This window comes from Streptomyces clavuligerus, assembly GCF_005519465.1.
In the GTDB taxonomy this organism is placed as follows: Bacteria; Actinomycetota; Actinomycetes; order Streptomycetales; family Streptomycetaceae; genus Streptomyces; species Streptomyces clavuligerus.
Map to the genome: position 1 here is coordinate 3707024 of NZ_CP027858.1, position 24248 is coordinate 3731271.

Sequence of the window (24248 nt, forward strand, 5' to 3'; positions counted from 1 at the left end):
CGGGGCGCGGAAACCCCGAGGAAGGCCAGACGTCGCATGCATCAGCCGTCCGGGGAGCACACCGCCCCGCACCCGCACGAGATCCTGCTTCTGTCGACCTCCGACACCGATCTGCTGAGCGCGCGCGCCGCGGCGGGTCCGGTCCCGTACCGCTTCGCGAACCCCGCGCGGCTGCCGCTGGACGACCTCCCCGCCCTGCTGGAGGGGGTGGGCCTGGTCGTCGTCCGGCTCCTCGGCGGGGTGCGCGCCTGGCAGGAAGGGCTCGACCGGCTGATCGGGAGCGGACTCCCGGTGGTGGTGCTCACCGGTGAGCAGGCGCCCGACGCCCAGTTGATGGAGGCGTCCACCGTCCCCGTGGGCCTCGCGGCCGAGGCGCACGCGTATCTCGCGCACGGCGGCCCGGCCAACCTCGAACAGCTCGCCCGCTTCCTGTCGGACACGGTGCTGCTGACGGGCCACGGCTTCGAGCCCCCGTCCCCGGCGCCGACCTGGGGCCCGCTGGAGCGCGAGCCCGGCACCCCCGCCGCGCCCCCCGGGGCGGACGGCGTGACCCCCGTCATCGCGGTCCTCTACTACCGCGCCCACCACATGAGCGGGAACACCGCCTTCGTCCACACCCTGTGCACGGAGATCGAGCGCGCGGGCGCCTGTCCGCTCCCGCTCTACGTGGCCTCGCTGCGCGCGCCCGAGCCCGAGCTGATCGACGCCCTGCGCGCGGCCGACGCGATCGTCACCACCGTGCTCGCCGCGGGCGGCACCCGCCCCGCCGACGCCTCCGCCGGCGGGGACGACGAGTCCTGGGACGCGGGCGCGCTGACCCGTCTCGACATCCCCGTCCTCCAGGCGCTCTGCCTCACCGGATCCCGCGCCGCCTGGGAGGAGAACGACGAGGGCGTCTCGCCGCTGGACGCCGCCAGCCAGATCGCCGTGCCGGAGTTCGACGGCCGCCTGATCACCGTCCCGTTCTCCTTCAAGGAGGTCGACGAGGACGGCCTCCCGGCCTATGTCGCGGACGAGGAGCGCGCGGCGCGCGTCGCGGGCATCGCGGTGCGCCACGCCCGGCTGCGCCATGTCCCGGCCGCCCGCAAGCGACTGGCGCTGGTGCTCTCCGCGTACCCCACCAAGCACTCCCGTATCGGCAACGCGGTCGGGCTCGACACCCCGGCCAGCGCCGTCGCGCTGCTGCGCCGGCTGATCGCGGAGGGGTACGACTTCGGCCCCGGGGACGAGATCCCGGGCCTGCTCTCCGGCGACGGCGACGAGCTGATCCGCGCGCTGATCGACGCGGGCGGCCACGACCAGGAGTGGCTGACGGAGGAGCAGCTCGCCGCCAACCCGGTCCGCATCCCGGCGGCGGACTACCGGCGCTGGTACGCCACGCTCCCCGCCGCCCTGCGCGAGCAGGTCGAGGAGCACTGGGGCCCGCCGCCGGGCGAGATGTTCGTGGACCGCAGCGCCAACCCCGAGGGCGACATCGTGCTCGCCGCGCTGCGCCGGGGGAATCTGCTGATCCTGATCCAGCCGCCGCGCGGCTTCGGCGAGAACCCGATCGCGATCTACCACGACCCCGATCTGCCGCCCTCGCACCACTATCTCGCCGCCTACCGCTGGATAGCGGCCCCGGCCGCGGACGGCGGCTTCGGCGCGGACGCGATGATCCACCTCGGCAAGCACGGCAATCTGGAGTGGCTGCCGGGCAAGAACGCCGGTCTCTCCGCCGCCTGCGGCCCCGACGCCGCCCTCGGCGATCTGCCGCTCGTCTACCCGTTCCTGGTGAACGACCCGGGCGAGGGCACCCAGGCCAAGCGCCGGGCGCACGCGACCCTCGTGGACCATCTGGTGCCGCCGATGGCCCGCGCCGACTCGTACGGGGACATCGCCCGGCTGGAGCAGCTCCTCGACGAGTACGCGCAGATCTCGTCCATGGACCCGGCGAAGCTGCCCGCGATCCGGGCGCAGATCTGGACGCTGATCCAGGCGGCGAGGCTCGATCACGACCTCGGTCTGGAGAACCGGCCGGACGACGACGGCTTCGACGACTTCCTCCTCCATGTGGACGGCTGGCTCTGCGAGATCAAGGACGTCCAGATCCGGGACGGCCTCCATGTCCTCGGCTCCGCGCCGAGCGGCGCCGACCGGGTCAATCTGATCCTGGCGATCCTGCGCGCCCGGCAGATCTGGGGCGGTACGACCGCGCTCCCGGGGCTGCGGGAGGCGCTGGGCCTGGACGAGTCGGCGGCGAACCGCACGGCGGCCGACGAGGCCGAGGAGCGGGCCCGCGCCCTGGTCCAGGCGATGGACGACGCGGACTGGGACCTCTCCGCCCTGCCGTCCGATGCGAACGACCAGGTCAGGGCGGTGCTGGAGTTCGCGGCCCGTGAGGTCGCCCCGCGCCTCGCGGCGACGACCGCCGAACTGGACCACACCGTGCACGCCCTGAACGGCGGCTTCGTCCCGGCGGGCCCCTCGGGCTCCCCGCTGCGCGGCCTGGTCAACGTCCTGCCGACGGGCCGCAACTTCTACTCCGTCGACCCCAAGGCCGTCCCCTCCCGGCTCGCCTGGGAGACCGGCCAGGCCCTCGCTGACTCCCTCCTCACCCGCTACCGCGACGACAACGGCGCCTGGCCGACGTCCGTGGGGCTCTCCCTGTGGGGGACGAGCGCGATGCGCACCGCGGGCGACGACGTGGCGGAGGCCCTGGCCCTGCTCGGCATCCGGCCCGTCTGGGACGACGCCTCCCGCCGGGTCACCGGCCTGGAGCCGATCCCGCTCGCCGAACTGGGCCGCCCCCGGGTCGATGTGACCCTCCGTATCTCCGGTTTCTTCCGGGACGCCTTCCCGCACACCATCGGACTCCTCGACGACGCCGTCCGCCTGGCGGCCTCGCTGGACGAGTCGGACGAGGACAACCACGTCCGCGCCCACACCCGGGCCGACCTCGCCGAACACGGTGACGAGCGGCGCGCCACCACCCGTATCTTCGGCTCCCGGCCGGGCACCTACGGGGCGGGCCTGCTCCAGCTCATCGACTCCCGCGACTGGCGCACCGACGCCGACCTCGCCGAGGTGTACACGGTCTGGGGCGGCTATGCGTACGGCCGTGAGCTGGACGGACGCCCCGCGCGCGCCGAGATGGAGACGGCGTACAAGCGCATCGCGGTCGCGGCGAAGAACACCGACACCCGCGAGCACGACATCGCCGACTCCGACGACTACTTCCAGTACCACGGCGGCATGGTCGCCACCGTCCGCGCCCTGCGCGGCACCGCCCCCGAGGCGTACATCGGCGACTCCACCCGCCCGGAGACGGTGCGCACCCGCACCCTGGTCGAGGAGACGTCCCGCGTCTTCCGCGCCCGCGTCGTCAACCCCAAGTGGATCGAGGCGATGCGCCGCCACGGCTACAAGGGCGCCTTCGAACTCGCCGCGACCGTCGACTACCTCTTCGGCTACGACGCCACCACCGGCGTCGTAGCCGACTGGATGTACGACAAGCTCACCGAGACCTACGTCCTCGACCCGGAGAACCGCGCCTTCCTGGAGCAGGCCAACCCCTGGGCCCTCCACGGCATCGCCGAACGCCTCCTGGAGGCGGAGTCCCGCGGCATGTGGGCCAAGCCCGACCCCGCCGTCCTGGCGGCCCTCCGCCAGGCGTACCTCGAATCCGAGGGCAATCTGGAGTCCGACGAGTCCTGACCGCGCAGGATGGGCGGCGGACCGTGGCGAACGGTCCGCCGCCCAACTGTTTCCGTCGCGTGCAGGCGACGGCGCTTTTTCCCTTGCAGAGCCATGAGTGCGCGCCGGTGCCGAAACCACGCGCCTTTATTGGCAACGGGCAACCCTTCAGGACCGCGGGCGTGGGGACATTCTTCGTGCCAGACTCATGGCTGGAACGGCGGGGCCGCGCCGAATCCCCACCCTCATCCCTCATCGTTGGACGATGTATGCCCTGCAAGGAGCATGTTGGCATGAGCGCGTCATTAGTTTTTGGTCCGGAAATGCGACGTCTACGGCAGGAACGGGGAATATCCCTCAGGGAGTTCGCCACCTTGGTGGGGTATCACAAAGCTCATCTCAGCAAGGTCGAGCGGGGTCTGCGGCGGGCCTCGGTCCATCTGGCCCGGCGGGCCGACTCCACACTGAACGCAGATGGCCGATTACAGTCCCTGGCCGAGAAATCGTCTGCCCGGAGCAGTGGGGACACCACAGGTGGACGGCGCGGAGTGGGCCGTCGGGAGCTGCTCGCCGCCGGGACGGGAACTCTGTTGGGGAGCGGGACACTGACCGGCCTCGCCCCGACCCCGACCGCGGTCGAACACCTCCGGGACGAGGAAGGCGGCGTCGTGGCTGCCTTCCGCGCACAGCTCGACCAGATGCGGCAGTTGGGCCAGCGGACCGATCCGGCCCTGCTCCTGCCGCTGCTGAAGACCCAGACCCACACCGTGACCGAGTTTGCCGCCCGGGGAGGGGCCGGGGCGAGATCTCAGCTCCTCGTCCTCGCCGCCCGTTTCGCGGAGTACGCCGGGTGGATGGCACAGGAGAGCGGTGACACCGAGACCGCGCTCACGTGGACGGCGGACGCTGTCGCCCTGGCCCAGGCAGGCGGAGACCGTGCTCTCTCCTCGTATGCGCTGGTACGACGTGCTCTGGTCACCTTTTACGCCGGCGAGGCACAGCACACCGTCGACCTTGCCAGGGGGGCACAGGACAGCGGGCTGCCGCCCAGAATCCGTGCGCTCGCAGCGCAGCGTGAGGCACAGGGTCATGCTCTGGCCGGAGATGAACACGCCTGTCGGGAGAGCCTCGACCGTGCCCGGCTGCTCTTCACCTCTGCGTTCCATGAGCGCGACCCCGGGCCCGTGATCGGCACCTCTCATCTGTCCGACCCCGTGACCATGATCACCGGCTGGTGCCTTCACGATCTCGGAAGGCCCCGAGAAGCCGCCGAAGTGCTGGACCGGGAATGCCTCCGTGTTCCCCGGCAGGCGTTCCGCACACGGACGAGATACGGACTGCGGCGGGCGCTGGCCCATGTTGCGAACGGTGAGATCGAGCATGGCTGCGATATCGCAGGAGAACTGCTCGACATCGTCGCCACCGCGCCGTCCGCCACGGTTCGAACGGACCTCTCCCGGCTCGCTCGGGAACTGACACGGTTCCGTGCCAACCGGGCTGTCCGTGACCTCCAGCCTGCGCTGGCACTGGCACTCAGGCCCGCCGCCGCTCGCTGAGAGAACCGCGGCACCACGACGACACCCCGACACAGAACAAGGAGTCGAGCATGCCCGACGTATTCGTGAACTACCGCACCGGGGACGAAGAGGCCACAGCCACCTTGATCGAGCACGAGCTGTCCCGCCGTTTCGGCAGCGACCGCGTGTTCCGGGCCAGCAAGTCGATCCCACCCGGTCAGCGGTACCCGCAGGAGCTGCTCACGGCCGTCCGCCGCAGCAGTGCCGTACTGGTGGTGATCGGCGAGCGTTGGGCCGAGGCGAAATCCAGGAACGGCGGACGGGCGCTGGACGACCCGGAGGACTGGATTCGACGGGAGATCCTGACAGCACTGGAGAGCAGTGCCCTGATCATCCCTGTTCTGGTGGGCCGGGCCACTCGCCTGGACAGTGAAGCCCTTCCACCCGAACTCGCGGACCTGGCGGACTACCAGTACTGCCGGTTCAGTCACCGTAACTCTCGGAGCGACCTCACCCGGTTGGCAAATGACCTCGCCGACCTGGTGCCTCAACTGGCGGCTGCCGACAGTGACCGGCCACATCCGCCCGAGGAGCCGACGACCGCACCAGTAGGCAACACGGCCGGAGAGGTCCGGGGCACCCAGAGCCATGCCCGCGATGTCAGCCATCGGTTACGGGGCAGCATCGGCCACCTCGCCGGAGACCTGGGTACCTTCGTCAACGAACCCCGGGGGCCGGTCCACACCGGCCAGGGCGAGCAGCACAACGGTCCTCGGTTCTCCGGAGACGGGATGGGTGTCAGCTATGTCGCGGGGGACAACTCCGGCACGGTGCAGCAGTCCTCGGGCCGTGAGCCACGCCACGAGGACGAGGGCCGGTGACCGGCGGCACCTCGGTCAACGAACCGCGGGGCCCCGTCCACAGTGGCAACGGCCCCCAGTTCAACGCCCCGATCTGGATCTCCGAGGACGCTTTCGGACGGCTGACCAGGAGAGGGCCCGACCCACGCCGGATCTCTCTCCAGCGCCGTCGGCTGCTCCGTCGCCGATTCGCCCCTCCCCGTCATTTCTATGACGCGCTGGAACGCCTGTCCGCTCCCGGGGCGGTGGTCCTGCTCGACGGCCCTCGGGGCAGCGGGCGCCGTGCGGCGGCCACGATGCTGCTGCACCGATCCTGCGGGGACGGCGGCCGACTGGAGGAGCTGTCCGCGGAGCCCGAGCAGAGAGAAGGACGACTCGACCCGGGCCCGTCCGACCACTACCTTCTTGATCTTTCCAACGTCTCCCACGCCGACTACTTCGGCGCGCAGCGACTCCTGGCCTCCTACCGTTCGACGGTCGAGGAATCCAGCGCCCGTATGGCCGTCGTACTCCCCGACGGTCTGGATCATCTGCTCGACACCGACCTCCGGCCCTTGGTCGTTCACCTGGGCCGCCCCCGCGGGGCAGCCGTCCTCCGCTTGTACCTGCGGCTCGACGGCATCCCGTTCACCCGGGAGGAGACGGACGAGGAGGCGCTGCGCCACTTCCTGGTGACAGCACCGATGCGGGAGCTGGCCAAGCTCGCCGACCTGATTCGCCGGGCGAGGGACAGCGGCCGGCACGGCAACCACTTCTCCGCATGGTGCGCGGAGGCGATGGCCGCGGTGACGGACTGGGCCGGCGAGGCGGCCCGCCAGGTGAGCTCCCACCGCACGGTGCAGGAAAGGGCGATGCTGCTCACCGCCGCCATGTTCAGTGGTGCGTCCGCGGACGCGGTCTTCCACGGCTCGGACTGTCTGTTGAGAACGCTCGACCACGCGGGGGACGAGATGCCCCGCCTCGCCCAGTCGGACCTGGGTGAACAACTGGAGTCGCTGAAGATCCGTCGCGACACCGAAGGCAGGATTGGGTTCGAGCGACTGGCCTACGACAGCGCGATTCGCACCCATTTCTGGAAGAACTTCCCTGACTTGCGGGATGGCCTGAGGGACTGGGTCGAATACGCCGCGCGGCTTCCGGACCTGACGCGTGACGACCGGATGAACCTGGTCGAGCGCTTCGCCGAGCAGGCACTGGGCGCGGGTCGGCCCGACCACCTCTGGAGTCTCGTCGAGCGATGGACCCGTCCGGGGGGTCGTATGTCGCTCAACGCGGAGGCGGCATCCACTCTGGAACGCGGGCTCGCACACGAACGCTACGGGGGGCGGTTCCGCGCCCAGACCTACGAATGGGCCGCGGGACGCACTGCGTTGTCGGCGGACCTCGTGCGGGTGCTGACCGAGGTCTGCCGACAGGTGATGGCCTCGACCCACCCCGCTCAGGCGCTGGTGCGACTGCACCATCTTGCCCTCAGACCGGGTGGGGAGGAGATCGGGGAGGCCCGTACGGCCCTGCTGGAACTCGCACGGGGGAGCCGCCGTTTGCGCGCCCGGCTGACCGGGCGTCTCCTCTCCCCGGAGAGTTCGAATGGTCATGCGAATCTGGAGCTCTATCTCGACCTCGTGGAGCCCCTGGGTCTGCGGGCCAGGGAACCCTGGCCGCAGCTCGCCGAGCTCTGGACCGCCGTCATGGACGAAGGACCAGTGGAGACATGGAGCCCCACTGTGGGGCGTTGGCTCTCCGCCCTCCGGACGGACGAGGGAAGGCATCACGCCCTCGGGGTCCTGCTGGACGCCGCCTCGGGCCGGAACGATGTACTCAACCGGCTGTACGCGATCACCTGCGATTGGGCCGCGACGGCTCTCCATACCCCGGGACGGCATCCGGATCACCGTGCGGCGACCGCCACGCTCTTCTGGAGCATGATCGACAGGGTGCAGGGCGTCGGCTCCGCAGGTGGCAGTAGCACATCCTTCTGAATCAGGAGCGATTCATGCATCGCAGGAACGGACCATCTCTGGGGCTCGGAGCCGCCCTCTGCCTGATCCTCTTCGGCACGGGGGCCGCACAGGAGTCGCCCATCTGGCCGTGGATCTTCCTAGGGGCGGTAGCGATCGGCGCGATCGGCCTGTGGCGGGCCAACCGGTCTCCCACCGCCGCCCCGGAACCGGAACCAGCTCTCCCTACGGACTCGCCCTATGAAGTGGTGCATGTGGAGAACATTGCGCTTCCGAGCGCGGTGGCCGACTACGACTTCCGCTTCTCCGCCTCGATCTGGTGGCGGCCCTTCGGGGAACGGCAGGGTGAGACCCCCGCTTGGTCGGCTCAGGCGGTCGCCGCCATCCTGAGCCGGGCAGAGAGCATCACCCGTGGTGAACATCCGGGCCACTGGGATTCGGCCAGATACCGGTTGCAAGGTGCACTCGGAGCCCCTGCCCCCGACGACTCCTTTGCGGTCACGGCCATGGCATCCCATGTCACACTCGCTCTGGTCGCAGGGGACCGGGAGCGCTTGGAGAATCTCGCGACGCTGAGGAAGACCCAGGCCACCTGGCATCATGAACGGCAGTATGAACGGGATAAACGCGAGTATTTCGCTACGGAGATACTGAGCACCCCGGGCAGCGCGGTGACCTGGTGGCTGGCCCAGCACGACGATGAGGTCGAACGAGCGGTGGATCTGATCGGTCCACTCGCCTGCCTGTCTGCCGCGTCCAACAACGCCGAGGTCCCGGAGCTGTTCCGGCACCTGGTGCCCCCACCGGCCGCTCGCTGGGAGAGTCCAGGCCGATCGGACGACCCGACAGCGTCTTCCCGCATTCCGGAGGATGGCATGACCGTCGACCCTCTGCTTCGTGATACATCCCAGTTGCTGGAGACCCTCGACCTGGCCGAGGGCTCCGACGAACGCTCGGTCTTCGTCCACCGCCTCATCCGCTCCACGGCCGCCGCCGATCGTCCCACCGCCGCCGAACACCTGCGGGAACACCTCACCCCCTACAGTCCTGCTCCCGACCCTGAGCCCCCCGCGGCCACCATCCCGACCGACCCGCGCTCCTCCTGGCCCGAGCCGGAACCCCCAGAGAGCCATCGTCCGGGCCACGAGGGAACACCCGGAGGCGACGAGTCTTGACCGCCCCTGGTCGGCCATCATCACGGACAGTGCAAGGGGCTTGATCCACTCTCATGGATCAAGCTCCTGAGCCGACGTTTCTGACAGGGGAGGGCGGCATTCGAACCCACGACGCAGTGCTGGTGTTGGTAGGCGTGGCTCGCGAGGTTGGGTGGCAGACCGACTGGTCGGACGTGGGTCTCCTGCTTGGACTCCTGCGAACCGTAGTTGTCAGTGCAGACCTCTATTGATCCGAAACGCTTTGAGTTCAGGCTCGTTGATGGGGTGTGAGTGATCTGGTGGGGGACGCGCGGGCCTGGTCGTCGGACGCGCAGGAGGCTGTGCGGTTGCTGGCGGTGTCGGCGCTGGTGGAGGGGCGGGACCGGATGGAGGTTGCCGCCCTGTTCAAGGTCTCGGTCAGGACTGTGGACAACTGGTGGGGCAAGTGGCAGACCGGCGGACGGGACGCATTGCTGTCGCGCCCGCGAGGCCGCCGTGTGGGTGAGCATCAGGTCCTGTCGGAGGCCGAACAGGCCGCGGTCCGGCAGGCCGTCCTCGATCACATCCCCTCCGGGCTGGGACTTTCCGGTTAGTTGTGGACACGGGGCAGATAGGCGAGCTGGTCTTCAAGCTGTACCGGATCCGCTTCACCGAGCCCGGGGTGGGCAAGTACCTCAAGCGTTGGGGGCTGACCTTCCAGCGTCCGGACAAACGGGCGGTCGAACAGGACGTGGAAGCGGTCCGTGTCTGGCATGAGGAGACCTGGCCGGCGATTCGGGCCAAGGCGAAGGCGGAGAACGCCGAGGTTCTCTTCGGCGACCGGGTCGGGGTCCGATCGGACCAGGTCACCGGCCGCACCTGGGGCGCCAAAGGCGCGACTCCCGTCGTCCGCCGCACCGGGAACCGCTTCTCCGTGAACGCGATGTCCGCGATCAGCACTCGTGGCCGGATGCACTTCATGGTCTTCACCGAGACGTTCGACGCGAAGGTCATGTGCCGCTTCCTTGCCCGGATCGTCGGGCACTTCGACCGGAAGGTCCACCTGGTCGTCGACCGGCACTCGGCCCACCGCTCGAAGACCGTCCGGGCCTGGCTCGACGGCCACAAGGACGAGATCGAGCTGCACTTTCTGCCCTCGTACTCACCCGGACTGAACCCGGACGAGGTGGTCAACGCCGACCTCAAACGCAGTTTGCCCCACACCCACCGGGCCAGGAACCAGACCGAACTCGCCGCCGAAACCCGCAGATTCTTCCACAGGTGCCAGCGTCAGCCACACATCGTCCGTGGCTACTTCGCTGGTCCCCACGTCCGCTACGTCTTGGACGAGAACCCCTTGGGTTTCTGATCAATAAGGTCCCGGTATGGCTATATTCTGGTCCAGCTTCTCTCAAGAGAATGGTCTAAGAAGCGCGAAAACTCACCGCACACGCTGACATGCATGAACGAATTGACGCGGTGCTGCGAATCATGAGTGATCGCCTCGGCGGGGCGTACGGCAAGGGAAGGTCGCTGGTGAGTGCTCTGGAAGACGTGGCCCAAGAGTGCTTGCTCCATGAGGATTTTGAGCTTGCTCAGCGCTTCCTGAGATTTGCCAGGTACGTGGGCGGCGAGCTCTTTCTCGGCACGGTCGAGAATTACTACGACGTGGAGGCGCGACAGCGGAGTGAGAGGTTCATGCGGCGGATGGATGCCATAGGATCTGCTTGAGCCGTGTCCGCAGTTGAGGTGCTGCGTGCTGAGAATCCCGATGCGGGTTTCACCGACGCCCTTGCTCTCTTCCGCGGCATCGCCCGGTCTGTCGATCATCTGGATATCGGAGATGGCGAGGGCGAAGTCCAACTGGCCACCGAATACCTCAAGCGCCTCCAGGAGTTCGGGCACGCGGAGCTGATCCTCCGGGATCTGCCTCGGTCGGCCTCCGCCGAGACCGCCCGGATGATGAGTGAGTTCCTGGAAGACGTAGATGCCGGAGTGCTGGCCCAACTGCTGGAACTGCGAGCCAGGCGGGCGGGCCTCGCCTTCTTGCGTGCCGTGGTGGATCGCCCCGATAGCTCTACTACCTACAGATCTTGGGTGAGGGTCGTGAAACCATTCTCGCTCGGTACGGGTCGAAAAACACAGAACTTCCGCGACTGTCGTGATCGGGCACGCATAGGACATGAGTGAGGGGGTCACAACTCAAGAGGCTGCGCTGACACTCTGCGGACCTACAACACGCACCTGGCACGTTGAGGGGTATACAGAATGAACGACGAATCTTCCGTAATCGAGCCGATTCTGGCGATAATCTACGCTGGCGATCAGCGGCAAGGACTACGGCGGTTATTTCATGGACGAGCACGGCGAGGAACTCGTCATCACCCAGCGGCCGGGCGACAAGACCGCCCGACTCTGGCACGGCGACGTGGACTGGGCGATGGGTCTGGGTTGGTGATCAAACCAATACGGTTTGACGGAGTAATGGGAAGGGATGATCGTTGTGGCCGACCTGATCATCAACCGATCCGAGGCGGCATGGCTGTCTTCCCGCCTGGCAGTCTCGCGCCTGAGGCGTACAGCAGGCCAGAACCCACTGGGTTGAGCCGGGGTGTCATAGGTTCACGGAATCCCCCCGGTCGCGCCCAGGAACTGAGGTCGGCGATCTTCGTACCGCCTCAGCCAGCGATGCCGCACGCACGTCGTTGGCTCCTCCGGCGATGTGGTTCATGACGTAACTGAGTGAGCCGCCTCGGTCTGCATGGCTGGTCTGGCCAGGGGAACGGCGTCGGTGGGCAGCATGAGCCCGGAGCTGAAGCGGCTCGGTACCACCATCACCTGGTCCCGTCCGATCAGCTCAGCGTTCATGTGTGCCCGCCCGTGCGCAGTGCCGACATTGCCGAGCGAGGGGAGTCCCGTGGCCTGGATCTCGGGAGAGCTGAAGTCGATGTCTGGCGACTCGGTAACGAGGTACTCGCTCTCAACCAGGAGGCCGAGGAGGAGCGGGGCGAGGCCCGGGCGCTGGAAGACCTGGCGGACCTGCTGGACGACCCGGAGGCCGTCCGGGACTGTCTGCGCCGTGCCCTCACGGTCTACGAGGAGGGTGGCAGCCCCCGCGCCGCCGAGGTCCTGGCCCGGCTCACCGCGGGCTGATCCCCGGGCGGCGGCACCGGGCGGAGCAGCAGCCGCTGCCGCCGGGCCCCATGGACCAGGACCACCGCGGTGGCCCCCAGCGGCACACCGAGGCGCAGACACCCGTAGACCGCCGCCGCGGCCGAGCCCGGGTCGGGACTCGGCCCGTCGACGGCGCGGACCTGCACCAGCCGTCCGTCGCGCGTCCCGACGGCGCAGCCGTCCTCCCCGGGCAGCGCGGCGATCCGCGCCCCGGGGAAATCGGACAGGACGGACGCCACACGTCGCCGCGCCGCCTCGGTCGGGAGCACCTCCGACGCCGAGCTGACGACCGTGGCACTCTCGGTGAGACGGGTGTCCGGCTCGTCGACATCGCAGGCCAGATGCCAGAACGTGGTCTCGTCCTCCGCGGCCTCCCCGGCCAGCGCGGCGGGGAAGCGGCTGACCTCCAGATGGAGTTCGCCCCCGGTGTCCCGCACGACAGCGGTACGCACCATCAGCGATCGGGCCCGAGTGGTGTCCGGGGCCGGGAGGGGGAAGGTCCGTGGCCCCCGGCCCGGCTGCTTCGGCCGCTCCAGGCCGAGCAGCTCGTAGACCAGCTCCCGCAGTCGCGGCAGGGCCTCGCCGGGCTCGGCGAAGGCCGCCGCACCGACCTCGTCGAACCGGTCCGCCCGGTGCCCGGCCACCGCCGCCTCCACCTGCGGCGGCAACGGCCGTCCCGCCTCCAGCCGCGCGGCGGCCGACCGCAGCGCGTACCCCGCCGTCCCGGGAACGGCCTCCGACCCGAACGCGCCGAGGAGGACGGGCCGTCCGAGCGCCGCCCCGTACAGCGTCACGGAGCCGTGGTCCCCGATCACCAGGTCCGAGGCCACCAGGGCCTGCTGCCAGCCGTCCGTGGGGTCGACGGCGATCAGGCCCGCCTCCAGGGCGCTGTGCTGCATGACCCGGACCTGCCAGGCGCCATGACCGGACCAGATGTTCGGGTGCAGTACCAGCGCCACCCGGTACTCGTCGGTCGGGAGCTGCGCCAGCAGCTCCGCCGGGAGCCCCGGCCACGATCCGACGAGTGACTCCTCACCCCAGGTCGAACTCACCAGGACCAGCCGCTGACCGGGCAGGACGCCGAGGGCCGCACGGTAGCGCTCCCGCCACCGGACGCTCGCCCGGAGCCGGTCCAGACAGGGGTCGCCGACCAGTACCGTCCTGCCGACCGTGCCGGGGTGTGCCGCCGCGAGCTGGGACTCCTGGTCGGGATGGGACACCGCGAGCCAGGCGCGCCGGGCCGCCAGCAACTCGTCGTGGACCAGCCCGGAGAGCCGGGTGCCCGGCCCGGCGGAGTCGGGCACCTGCTTCTGGAACCCGACTCCGTGCGGAAGCACCAGCACCGGATAGCGGCCGGGCGGCACCTTGATGTTCTCGGACGCGGATATCAGCAGATCGGGCGTGATCTCCGCGAGCTGGGGCCACGGCAGCGTACGGCAGCCCAGCGAGCGGAGCAGATCGAGCACTCCGTCGTTGAAGGCGGACGTCGGGTCGTACGCGAACACGACGGCGATCCGCGGATCGTCGTGCAGGATCTCGGGGACCACGTCCACCACGCGTACCAGCGAGGTCACCGTCCGCGCGGCGACCACCACCGTCCGCTCGCCGCCGAAGGTCCGCCAGCGGGTGGCGTCATGCCCTACGGGGACGAGAATGCGCTCGTCGGACTCCATTGCGTACCTCCGCCTGCGGGCAGGATCGCATACCCCCTGCTCAGACGCCTTCCCGGCTCCCGGCTCCCGGCTCCCGGCTCCCGGCTCCCGGCTCCCGGCTCCCGGCTCCCGGCTCCCGGCTCCCGGCTCCCGGCTCCCGGGCAGCCTCCTAGCATGCCCATGGATGTCTGGCAATCGTTTCACCGCCCTCTCCCACCACACGGCTCATTCTCCACCGAGCGCGCCCCCTGCCTCATCGGTCAGACCGTCGAGGGCGCGTCTCCACTCCCCGATGACGCTCCGACCGTCCAGGACCTGCTGAACCGCCGCACCGACCGTGTTCATCAACGGGCGGATATGGCGACTGCTTCCCGCGGCCTCGCGGATCTCACCCGCGAAGCCCTCCAGATGCGAATTAATCCCTTTGGCTGCATCGATGAGAATTCCCAGTTGCTCCAGAAACTCTCTTGCATCCCGCTCGGCCCTGACCTCTTGCGGTCCTGATTCAAGCCCTCGGAGCAAATTGAAGATCCCTGCGTGGATCGTATGCAGTTCGTCCGTGTATTTCGCACCCAAGGATTCCATTTCCTCCGCAGGTGCCCTGAGCCTGTCCGCCAGTTCCTGAGCGATTCGCACCCTCCCTGAGAATCCAGCTCCCCGTGCATCGGACCGTTCCATTTCCCCGGTCGCCCAGGAGGACAGCTCGGTCACTTCCAACACGGCCGCCGTGAAGTTTTCGATGGTCCGCTGCCATGCGGGAAGCGCGGACTCCATCTCGGCCATGGTCTCAAGCACCCCGGGCGGGTCGTCACCCTCGTCCACCGGCACCGGTGGCGGTGGCGGGGTGGCGGCGTCCTCAACGATGCCGCTCAGCCTGACGGCCAGTTCGTGCACGGCCCTTCGGTACCGGGCGGAGGTCTCGTCCTCAAGTCTGAGTTCACGCCAGTCGACCCGCTGCCGAGCTGTGATGAGAGAGATGAGTTCATCATTCGCCGCATTGTCTCTGAGCTGCGGCACATTGCTGTAATAAATCGGCAGCAGGAGCTGTTGCAGCCCAAGATTTTCGGCGTGACGGGAGAACGTGGTGACCTCCCGCCGGCACTCCTTGCTCCTGAGGAAGGCCGGAGTGATGACGGGAATCAGAAATGTAGTGCTGGTCAGTGCCGTATTTATTCGTTCCCGCCACACCTCCCCCCAGGAGATCGACCTGTTGTCCACGAAAACGCGCAGCCGCTCTCCCGTGATCAGCTCGAACTCTCCGGCTATCGACTCGGCGAGCCGACGAATCCGCCCGCCGTCGAGCTCGTCATCGCGGTGCGAGTAGCTCCAAAACCCCACAGGATTCTCTGCGTTCATGGCTGGAGCATAGGGTCCCGTCAAGATCACAGAGACGAGGTCCGCCAAACCCAGAAGCCGACCCGCCCGGTGAGCGGACGGGCGACAGGGGCAGGTCCAGGACCCCCGGCCTGCCACCGCCCCTGGAACGGTGGTCGCACGGGTGGGGCGCCGACAACGCATCAGGGCCGCCGACTCATATGAGTCGGCGGCCCTGATGCGGTACTTCTCTGTCGGGGTGGCGGGATTTGAACCCACGACCTCTTCGTCCCGAATGAGGTTCGGCGGAGCTCGGCACCAGCTTGGACGGTGTTTCTCCTGGCCAGGGTATTGGTGCGGGTAGGCGTGGAGTGGTCTCACGGTGGCTTGGGGAGCGAGTCGGCTCCCCAATGGCTCCCAGCTCTCGGGACCGGCGGCTGCGCGTCCTGGTCGCGAGCGGGGCTCTTCTTCGTCGATCGCTACCTCGCGACATGGATCCTGGCGGTGATGGCCGTCGGCTTCGGTCGTCTCGTGTCATGGCCTCGCTCACGAGGAGGCCTTCGCAGATGTGGACCGGCTGGCTCGGGTGTGGACCTCCTCCTGCGAACCGTGGTTGTCAGTGCCGACCTCTAAGGTCCCGGTATGGCGATATTCCGGTCCAGCTTCTCGCTCAAGATCATGGTCGAAGAAGCGCGAAAACTTACCGAGCATGCTGGAGTGCATGAGCGGATTGACACTGTGCTGCGGATTATGGGCGAGGGCTACGGCGGAACTTACGGCAAGGGAAGACCGCTGGTGAACGCTCTGGAGGACGTGGCCCAAGCATGCCTGCTCCATGAAGAGTTCCCGCTTGCTCAGCGCTTCCAGAGATTCGCCGGGTACGCGGGCGGCAAACTCTTCCTCGACACCGTTGAGCACTACTACGACGCGAAGGCGCGGCAGCGGAGCGAAGAGTTCATGCGACGTATGGCTGCCATGGGCTCTGATCGAGCCGTGTCTGCCCTTGAAGCGCTATGCGCCGAGAATCCCGATGCGAGTGTCACCGACGCCCTTGCTCTCTTCCGCGGCATTGCCCGATCTACCAACCATCTGAGTATCGGAGACGGCGAGGGCGGAATCCAACTGCCCGCCAAGTACCTCAAACGACTTCAGCAGTTCGGGCATATGGAGCTGATCCTGCGAGATCTGCCCCGACCAGCCTCCGCTGAGACCGCCCGGATGATGAATGAGTTCCTGGAAGACGCAGACGCCGGAATGCTGGCTCAGCTCTTGGAGCTGCGGGCCAGGCGGGCTGGCCTCGCATCCCTGCGTGCCGCAGTAGACCGCCCCGATAGCTCTGAGACTGTCATCCATGCCTGTCTGAAGAACCAGGAGTGGATCTTCGGTGGTGCCTTCGTGTCTGAGCTGGCCCGTCGGCAGTACACACCGGACACCATTCTCGACATTCCGCTGCTGCGAGGGGATGGCTCCTTGCACGTGGTGGAACTCAAGCGCGCCAACATAGAGAAACTGGCTATCCGGCCCAGTGGTCAACTCATGCTGGGTGCCCCGGTCCACCACGCGGTCTCGCAGACGCAGAACTATCTACGGATCTTGGACGAGGGCCGTGAAACCATCCTTGCGCGGTACGGGGTCGACACGCGCAGAGCTTCCGCGACTGTCGTGATCGGACACTCGCAGTACGTCAGTGGAGGGGTCACACCTCAGGAGGTCGCTGACACGCTGCGGACCTACAACACGCATCTGGCACGTATCGAAGTGATCACCTACGAGACCTTGCTGGAGTCTGCGGAGCGGATGCTGGCGCTCTCGTCGGCTGAGCACGTCTCCGGCCAAGCTGAGGGATACACCGCATGAGCGACGACTCTCCCGCGATCGAGCCGCTTCTGGCAAGACTTTGCGGTGGCACGATCAGCGGCAAAGATTATGTCGGCTACTTCATGAATGAACATGGTGAGGAACTCGTTTTCGCTCAGCGGCGGGGCGACAAGACCGCCGGACTCTGGCACAGCGACACAGACTGGGAGATGGTCCGGGTTGGCGATCACTCAATACGGCTTGGCGGAGACTTGGAAGGGATGATCACTGTGGCCGACCTGATCATCAACCGCTCTGAGGCGACATGGCTGTCCTCCTGTCTGGCAGCCTCCCGGCACTTGCGCCCGGGGCGCACCTGAGGTGTAAACAAGCAGGTCGAGGTTTCACTGCATAGGACTGGCACTGCAGACTTCGCGCAATCTCCCCGGTTGTGCCAAAAATCTCAGGCCAAGGGCTTGCAGATCATTAACGCGTAGCTTCCCGGTTCGGTGGTCGTTGGCGTGGTATGGAAGCGATCGAAGACATAGCGGTGGCGCTGGCGGCGAAGTTCACGGTGCTGTTGCCGCATCTGGATGAGCGCCAGCGCCGTCTGCTGCTGGCGGCCGAGGCCCGGTCGATCGGTCATGGCGGAATCAGGCTGGTCGCCCGTGCCGCTGGCGTGCGCGAGGCAACGGTGTCACTGGGCGTCACCGAGCTGGACTCCGGAGAGGCCCCCTTGGGGCGGGTACGCCGGGTCGGTGGTGGCCGCAAGCGGGTGGTCGACCTGGACCCGGGACTACGCCCGGCACTGCTGGCCCTGGTGGAACCGGACGTGCGGGGCGACCCGATGTCACCCTTGCGTTGGACGACGAAGTCCACCCGCCATTTGGCCGCCGAGCTCACCCGCCAGGGCCACCGGATATCCGCTGACACCGTCGCCGACGTGCTGCGCGAGGAAGGCTTCAGCCTCCAGGGCAACGCCAAGGTCATCGAAGGCAAGCAGCACCCCGACCGGGACGGACAGTTCCGCTACATCAACGACCAGGCCAAGGACCACCAGGCGGTCGGCGATCCCGTGATCAGCGTCGATACGAAGAAGAAGGAGGTCGTGGGTCCGTTGAAGAACGGCGGCAGGGAGTGGCGGCCCGCAGGCGACCCCGAGCGGGTCAGCACCCATGACTTCCCGGACAGGGAACTCGGCAAGGCCGTGCCCTACGGCATCTACGACCTCGCCGCGAACACCGGCTGGGTCAGCGTCGGCACTGACCACGACACCGCTGCCTTCGCCGTCGAATCCATCCGCCGCTGGTGGAAAGCCCGCGGCACGCAGGACTACCCGCAGGCCAGGCGCCTGCTCATCACCGCCGACGCCGGCGGATCCAACGGCTACCGCACCCGCGCCTGGAAAGCTGAACTCGCCTCCCTGGCACTGGAAACAGGCCTGCACATCACTGTCTGTCACTTTCCTCCGGGCACGTCTAAATGGAACCGGATCGAGCACCGGCTGTTCTCCCACATCACCATGAACTGGCGCGGCAGGCCTCTAACGAGCCACGAGGTCATCGTGCAGTCCATCGCCGCGACCACCACCCGCACCGGCCTGAAAGTCCACGCCGAACTCGACAGCGCCACCTACGCCACCGGAGTCCGCGTCGTCGACCGGCAACTGGACGCTCTTCCCCTGGCCCGTCATGAGTGGCACGGCGACTGGAATTACACCCTCCGCCCCGAGGAATACTGCCGGGACGGCACCCCGCCCATCCCACCCCAGGACCTACCCGGCCCCGACCGCGCCTGGCTCGTCCACCCGGACCTGACCGGCCTGCAGCCCGACCAGTGGGACCGGCTGATCACCCAGCTGAGAGCCGCCCGCGAACTCCAGCGGGAAGAAGACCTCCACCAACGACGCGGCGGAGACCGGCAGAAAGTACCCGCCGCCGGCCTGTACACGGGCCGGCGCCCCGGTCTCACCCTCGTCGACCGGCTCCTCGCCACCATCCTCTACCAGCGGTTCAAGCTCCCCCAGGTCGTCATCGCCCCGCTCTTCACCGTCACACCCGTGACCCTCAACCGCGCCATCAGCCAGACCCGTCGGCTCCTGGACCAGATCGGACACACCATCGAACCCGCCACCACCCCACTGGCCACCCTGGACGACCTTGCACACCTCGCCGCCCGCCTCGACACCGCCCCCACGACAAAGATCAAGACAGCGAGTTAATGATCTGCAAGCCCCAACGATTCTCGTGCTGCCTCGGACAACGATGTAGCACGCATGTCGCCGGCTCCTCCGATGACGTGGTTCATGACGTAGCCAAAGCCGGTGCCACGCTCCGGGTCGGCGAAGCCGAGTGAGCCCCCGCGGCCTGTGTGACCGAAGGCGCTTGGGCCGGTCATGGGGATAGTCGCGGTGGGCAGCATGTATCCGGTGCTGAACCGGCTGGGCACCAGCATCACCTGGTCCTGCCCGCTGGCCTGCTCCTCGGTCGCCAAAGCCAGCGTCTCCGGGGTGAACAGGCGTACTCCGTCCACCTCGCCGATCAACGCGGCGTACATGCGCGCCAACCCGCGTGCGGTGCCGATACCGTTGGACGAGGGGAGTTCCGCGGCCTGCACATCGGGGGAGTCGAAGTCGATGTTCGCGGGGTCGGTAACCGCGTACGCCCTGTTGCTGAGCGAGTTCGGGTCGCGCCAGGCGGCGACGAGGTCGCGCAGCTCCTCGGGGATCGACTCCTCGGGCACGGTGGTGAGGTCGACGTCCGGCTTCCGGTACACCATGCGGCTGAGCCGGTTCCGTTCTCTGGCCGGCAGGCCGATGAAGAAGTCCAGCCCCAGCGGGGCGGCGATCTCCTCGGCGAAGAAGCGGCCCGGTGAACGCCCCGACACCCGGCGGATCACCTCGCCGACCAGCCAACCCCAGGTCCGGCCGTGGTACCCGTGCGCAGTGCCCGGGGCCCACTGTGGGCGCTGGGCGGCCAGGGCCGCCGCCATGGGGTGCCAGGCCAGTGCCTCGTCCAGCGGTACCGGCTGGTCGAGGGCCACCAGGCCGGCCTGGTGGGACAGCAGCCAGCGCACTGGGATCTCCGCCTTGCCGTTCGCGGCGAACTCCGGCCAGTACTCGGCCACTGGTGCGTCCAGGTCCAGCTCCCCCCGCTGGGCCAGCAGATGTGCTGCGGTGGCGGTCGCGCCCTTGGTCGCCGAGTAGACGAGCTGGAGCGTGTCCCGTTCCCACGGTCGACCGGTGTCCGGATAGGTGACTCCGGCCCACAGATCCACCACCGGCCGACCGTCCTGGTAGACGCAGACCGCCGCGCCGATGTCCTCGCGCTCGGCGAAGTTCGCCGCGAACGCGTCCCGTACCGGTTCGAACCCTGCCGCTACCTCACCGTTGATCACCGTCATGCCGCCCATCCTGACACCCCCGGACCGTTGTTCGGAGGGGCGAGCCCGCACGGAGACCGGGACGATCAGGCTGCGGCGGGCACCGCTTGGAGACGCTCCCGGAACTCCCGGACGGTCGGAACGGCCCTATGCGGTTCGAGCTGCGCGGAGAACTCCTTCAGCCGTTCGAGCGCCCGCACCGAGCTGACCTTGTCCTCCAGAAGCGCGGCCCCGTAGTTCGCGGCGTCCAACGCTCCCTCCAGGTCACCACCAGCCAGCCGGGCCTCCGCCAGCCGACTGGAGCGAACGGCCTTGTCCCGGGGCGCGGCCCTCTCGACGGAGGTCTCCAGGGAACGCGTCGCCCGTTCCACCTGGCCCGCGCGGAGCAGCACCTTGCCCTCCGTCGACTTCACTTGGCCCTCGCCGAACCAGTCCGGGGCATCGCCCGCCGTCTGGCGCTCCCAGAGGGCAGCGGCACGGTTGAGGGCCGTGCCGGCCCTCTGGTGATCGCCGTCGCGGGACAGCGCCTCGGCCTTGTGCAGATAGAGGAAGCACTGAGCGGAGGGCGACAATGTGCGCGGAGCGTTGTCGATGCCGGTCGAGATCAGATCGACCCGCTCAGCCGTGCGCCCGGCCTCGGAGACGTGGACACCCATCTCGGCCAGGATGAAGGCCCCGAAGGCGTCGTCCCCGCCGGTACGGGCACTGCGCAGCGCCCCGACGTAGTACCGCTGCCCTGCGGACCGCAGCCCCGCGTCGTACGCCATCCAGCCGGTGAGGTGCGAGGCCCGGGCCGCCAGCGCGTACAGGCGGACACGGATGTCGTCCGTGTACCGGCCGCCGCTGAGCAGGCCCGTGACCAGGGAGAGGTCACCTCGTGCCTGTTCCAGCAGCCGGGCGCCTCCCAGTTGGTCATCAAGGGTACGGAGGGTGCTGACGCGCTGCTCGATCGTCGAGACCATCACGTCGGTGACGCGGTCGCCGTTGATCGCCGAGGCGAACGCGGAGGGTGCCTCGACCCAGCTCGCAGCGAGCCCTGTCAGCGTGGCGCCGGTGATGGTGAGAAAGCCCCGTCGGTCCAACCGTCCACTCCCCACAAGATCGGCCAGCGCCTCGACGGTGCCAGCCTCAGTCCAGGGCGCGGTGAGCCCCGTCACCTCCCAGACCGGAAGCCACCGAGGCCACCCTTCCACCCGAGCCCGTTCGTACGGCACGGACAGCAGATCGCTGAGTACCCGTTGAGCGTCCGCGTCCGGCTCCTGCTCCCACTTCCAGACCGTCGTGCGGTTCGTCGCCAGGGGAATGCCGAGGAGCTTCCCCCGCGCCTGCATGAGGCGCGCGAACTCGGCCTTCCCCCACCCGCGCGACTGGCGGACGAAGGTCAAGGGGTGGACAGCTAAGGACTCACCGTGCACGTCATCACTCCTGCCGTATCCCAACAGGGCGGCCGTGGACTGCATTCCATTGGTCCAACTGGCTACACGGTCAAGGACGCGGTGACCGACTGGCTCGCGTACGGACTCGCGGGCCGGGACCCGAGCACGGTGACGACGAATACGATCCTGTGCAACACCCATGTCATTCCGGCCCTGGGGTCCCGGAAACTCCGTGATCTCAGTGCGGACGATGTCGACCACTGGCTTGCGGCCAAGGCCAAGGTCCTCAGCACTCGCTCACTGGAAGCGATCCGCTCGTGCTTGAACCGCGCGGTCAAGCGAGCCATGGCCCGGGACAAGGTAAAGCGGAACGTCGTGGAACTGTGCTCGATCCCCGCCGGGCGCCTTGGTCGGCCGTCCAAGTCCTTGCCCCTCAAGCAGGCAGAAGCCGTGCTCACAGCGGCTGAGGATTCTGCCCTGTACGCGTACTTCGTGGTGTCGCTGCTCACCGGTGGACGCACGGAGGAAATGCGACCCCTGCGCTGGGACTACGTCGACCTCGAAGGGGACCCGGAAGCCGTTCCGGAGATTCCGCCGCACATCGCCGTCTGGAGATCGGTCCGCAGCACCGGGGATACCAAGATCCGGAAGTCCCGCCGGACCCTTGCTCTGCCCGGCCGCGCCATCGACGCCCTGAAGATTCAGCGGGAGCGCCAGGGCCGGCAGCGGGTCGCCGCCGGTGATCAGTGGCAGGAGAATGGACTCGTCTTCACCTCGGCTGTGGGCACGGAGCTGGACGCGGCGAACGTCCGGCGCGAGTTCCGCAAGGTCCTCGCGCGAGCCGCCCGGATGCCCGAAATCCAGATGCCTGAAACCGAGATCAAGCCGGACGACTGGACAACGCGGGAGACCCGGACGTCCTTCGTTTCGATCTTGTCGGATCGCGGCATCCCGCTGGAGGAGATCTCCCGGCTCGTGGGCCACTCCAGCACGGCCGTCACGGAGGTGGTTTACCGGAAGCAGATCCGCCCGGTGATCCAGACCGGGGCCGTCGCCATGGACGGGATCTTCGGCACGCCACCGCCCCCGGAGCGGTAGTCACGCAGTTAGTCACGCACAACGCCAGAGGCCACCTACAAGAATTTGTAGGTGGCCTCTGACCTGCTACTCAGCTGTCGGGGTGGCGGGATTTGAACCCACGACCTCTTCGTCCCGAACGAAGCGCGCTGCCAAGCTGCGCCACACCCCGATGTCGCCACTGCCGTGGCGACATCGATTACTTTAGCCCACCGGCGCTCCCAGGCGAAATCCGCTTCGCCGCGGGGCCCGCTGCCGTTCGCCGTGGGCCCCGTCCCGGGGTGTCAGACGTGGGGGACCAGGGTCAGGAGGGTGGCCTCCGGGGGGCAGGCGAAGCGGACCGGGGTGTAGCGGTTGGTGCCGCAACCCGCGGAGACGTGGAGGTAGGAGGTGTTCTCCCCGGCGGTGTGGGTGGAGAGGCCCTTGACCCGGTCGGTGTCCAGGTCGCAGTTGGTGACCAGGGCGCCGTAGAAGGGGATGCAGAGCTGGCCGCCGTGGGTGTGGCCCGCCAGGATCAGGGGGTAGCCGTCGGCGGTGAAGGCGTCGAGGGTGCGCAGATAGGGGGCGTGGACCACGGCGAGGGAGAGATCGGCGTCCTTCTCGGGGCCGCCGGCCACCTCCTCGTAGCGGTCGCGCTTGATGTGCGGGTCGTCCAGACCGGTGAAGGCCAGCTCATGGCCGTCGATCTTGAGGCGGCCCCGGGTGTTGCTCAGACCGACCCACCCGGCGCTGTCGAAGGCGTCCCGCAGTTCCTCCCAGGGGTTGTGGATCACTCCGGTGGCGGGCGCGTTGCCGTTGAGACCGTGGCGGCCCTGGGCCTTTTCGAGGAGGTAGCGGGCAGGGTTGCGGGGCTTGGGCCCGTAGTAGTCGTTGGAGCCGAAGACATAGACGCCCGGGAACTCCAGCAGCGGACCGAGCGCGTCCAGGACCTCGGGGACGCCCTCCGGGTCGGAGAGGTTGTCGCCGGTGTTGACGACGAAGTCGGGACGGAGCCCCGCGAGCGACTGGAGCCAGGCGCGCTTCTTCCGCTGGCCGCTGACCATGTGGATGTCGGAGACCTGGAGGACCCGCAGCGGGCGCATGCCCTGGGGCAGTACCGGGACGGTCAGTCGCCGGAGCCGGAAGGAACGGGCCTCGAAGCCGGCGGCGTAGGCGAGACCGGCCGCGCCGACCGCCGTGATGGCCAGGGGTACTCCATAGCGTGCGCGCATGTCGTCCATGGTCGCAGACCCCTTCGGCCGCCTCCCGCGCCGGGCAGGGTTTTTTGATCTTCGTACGGGAGATCCGTACACGAGGGTGGCGGAGAGGGTGAGAGATCCGTACACGAGGCGGGT

General features: G+C 68.2%; 19 protein-coding genes and 1 tRNA gene. 14 read left to right on the forward strand and 6 right to left on the reverse strand.

Annotated features, from left to right (window positions below; translation table 11 throughout):
- Positions 1-36: 36 nt before the first annotated feature.
- The 10 genes from cobN to CRV15_RS35945 all read left to right on the forward strand — a co-directional run bounded on the left by cobN (position 37) and on the right by CRV15_RS35945 (position 12296).
- Complete coding sequence (gene cobN / locus CRV15_RS15525; RefSeq protein ID WP_003956840.1) at positions 37-3696, forward strand: cobaltochelatase subunit CobN; 3660 nt, start codon at positions 37-39, stop codon at positions 3694-3696.
- A 302-nt stretch (positions 3697-3998) separates the two neighbouring features.
- Positions 3999-5231, forward strand: a complete 1233-nt coding sequence (locus CRV15_RS15530) for a helix-turn-helix domain-containing protein (RefSeq protein WP_307786281.1) — start codon at positions 3999-4001, stop codon at positions 5229-5231.
- A 50-nt stretch (positions 5232-5281) separates the two neighbouring features.
- On the forward strand, positions 5282-6073 hold the full coding sequence (locus CRV15_RS15535) for a toll/interleukin-1 receptor domain-containing protein (RefSeq protein ID WP_003956838.1): 792 nt from the start codon (positions 5282-5284) through the stop codon (positions 6071-6073).
- A complete protein-coding gene (locus CRV15_RS15540) occupies positions 6070-8031 on the forward strand; it encodes a hypothetical protein (protein ID WP_003956837.1) in 1962 nt (653 codons plus the stop codon). The genes CRV15_RS15535 and CRV15_RS15540 overlap by 4 nt, the downstream gene beginning before the upstream one ends.
- 14 nt (positions 8032-8045) lie before the next feature.
- Positions 8046-9185, forward strand: coding sequence for a hypothetical protein (locus CRV15_RS15545; protein ID WP_003960928.1), 1140 nt, complete (start codon positions 8046-8048; stop codon positions 9183-9185).
- 266 nt (positions 9186-9451) lie between these two features.
- On the forward strand, positions 9452-9757 hold the full coding sequence (locus tag CRV15_RS37885; protein ID WP_003956835.1) for a helix-turn-helix domain-containing protein: 306 nt from the start codon (positions 9452-9454) through the stop codon (positions 9755-9757).
- A 2-nt stretch (positions 9758-9759) separates the two neighbouring features.
- The gene (locus tag CRV15_RS15555) at positions 9760-10512 is read left to right on the forward strand and encodes an IS630 family transposase (RefSeq protein ID WP_003956834.1); all 753 of its coding nucleotides are present in this window, start codon (positions 9760-9762) and stop codon (positions 10510-10512) included.
- Positions 10513-10634: 122 nt separating this feature from the next.
- Positions 10635-10874, forward strand: a complete 240-nt coding sequence (locus CRV15_RS15560) for a hypothetical protein (protein WP_230864137.1) — start codon at positions 10635-10637, stop codon at positions 10872-10874.
- A gap of 3 nt (positions 10875-10877) precedes the next feature.
- Positions 10878-11333, forward strand: a complete 456-nt coding sequence (locus CRV15_RS15565; RefSeq protein ID WP_003956832.1) for a hypothetical protein — start codon at positions 10878-10880, stop codon at positions 11331-11333.
- 690 nt (positions 11334-12023) lie between these two features.
- Entirely contained in the window at positions 12024-12296 is a 273-nt protein-coding gene (locus tag CRV15_RS35945; RefSeq protein ID WP_029182962.1) for a hypothetical protein, read from the forward strand.
- Here CRV15_RS35945 and CRV15_RS15575 read toward each other — a convergent pair.
- On the reverse strand, positions 12236-13990 hold the full coding sequence (locus tag CRV15_RS15575; protein ID WP_009996626.1) for a CDP-glycerol glycerophosphotransferase family protein: 1755 nt from the start codon (positions 13988-13990) through the stop codon (positions 12236-12238). The two genes, CRV15_RS35945 and CRV15_RS15575, sit on opposite strands and share 61 nt — an antisense overlap.
- A gap of 204 nt (positions 13991-14194) precedes the next feature.
- Positions 14195-15325, reverse strand: coding sequence for a toll/interleukin-1 receptor domain-containing protein (locus CRV15_RS15580; protein ID WP_003956826.1), 1131 nt, complete (start codon positions 15323-15325; stop codon positions 14195-14197).
- Between the two features lie 600 nt (positions 15326-15925).
- Here CRV15_RS15580 and CRV15_RS15585 point away from each other — a divergent pair.
- The 3 genes from CRV15_RS15585 to CRV15_RS15595 all read left to right on the forward strand — a co-directional run bounded on the left by CRV15_RS15585 (position 15926) and on the right by CRV15_RS15595 (position 19301).
- The gene (locus CRV15_RS15585; protein ID WP_003956825.1) at positions 15926-17140 is read left to right on the forward strand and encodes a Shedu anti-phage system protein SduA domain-containing protein; all 1215 of its coding nucleotides are present in this window, start codon (positions 15926-15928) and stop codon (positions 17138-17140) included.
- Positions 17137-17460, forward strand: coding sequence for a hypothetical protein (locus CRV15_RS15590; RefSeq protein WP_003956824.1), 324 nt, complete (start codon positions 17137-17139; stop codon positions 17458-17460). Before CRV15_RS15585 ends, CRV15_RS15590 begins: the two co-directional genes overlap by 4 nt.
- Before the next feature lie 146 nt (positions 17461-17606).
- Positions 17607-19301, forward strand: coding sequence for an ISAzo13-like element ISScl2 family transposase (locus CRV15_RS15595; RefSeq protein ID WP_003960926.1), 1695 nt, complete (start codon positions 17607-17609; stop codon positions 19299-19301).
- Here the strand turns inward: CRV15_RS15595 and CRV15_RS15600 are convergent.
- Entirely contained in the window at positions 19298-20482 is a 1185-nt protein-coding gene (locus CRV15_RS15600; protein WP_009996619.1) for a serine hydrolase domain-containing protein, read from the reverse strand. The two genes, CRV15_RS15595 and CRV15_RS15600, sit on opposite strands and share 4 nt — an antisense overlap.
- 65 nt (positions 20483-20547) lie before the next feature.
- Positions 20548-21876: an NsdA family TPR-like regulatory protein gene (locus CRV15_RS15605; RefSeq protein ID WP_029182961.1), complete on the reverse strand. Its 1329-nt coding sequence runs from the start codon at positions 21874-21876 to the stop codon at positions 20548-20550.
- On the opposite strand from CRV15_RS15605, the gene CRV15_RS15610 reads away from it, so the two are divergent.
- Entirely contained in the window at positions 21871-22935 is a 1065-nt protein-coding gene (locus CRV15_RS15610; protein WP_003956821.1) for a site-specific integrase, read from the forward strand. The genes CRV15_RS15605 and CRV15_RS15610 overlap by 6 nt on opposite strands.
- A gap of 77 nt (positions 22936-23012) precedes the next feature.
- Here CRV15_RS15610 and CRV15_RS15615 read toward each other — a convergent pair.
- Positions 23013-23086 (reverse strand) — tRNA-Pro (locus tag CRV15_RS15615).
- Between the two features lie 112 nt (positions 23087-23198).
- Positions 23199-24125 carry a metallophosphoesterase gene (locus CRV15_RS15620; RefSeq protein ID WP_003956819.1) on the reverse strand — a complete coding sequence of 309 codons (927 nt, stop codon included), beginning with the start codon at positions 24123-24125 and terminating at the stop codon, positions 23199-23201.
- Positions 24126-24248: the final 123 nt, after the last annotated feature.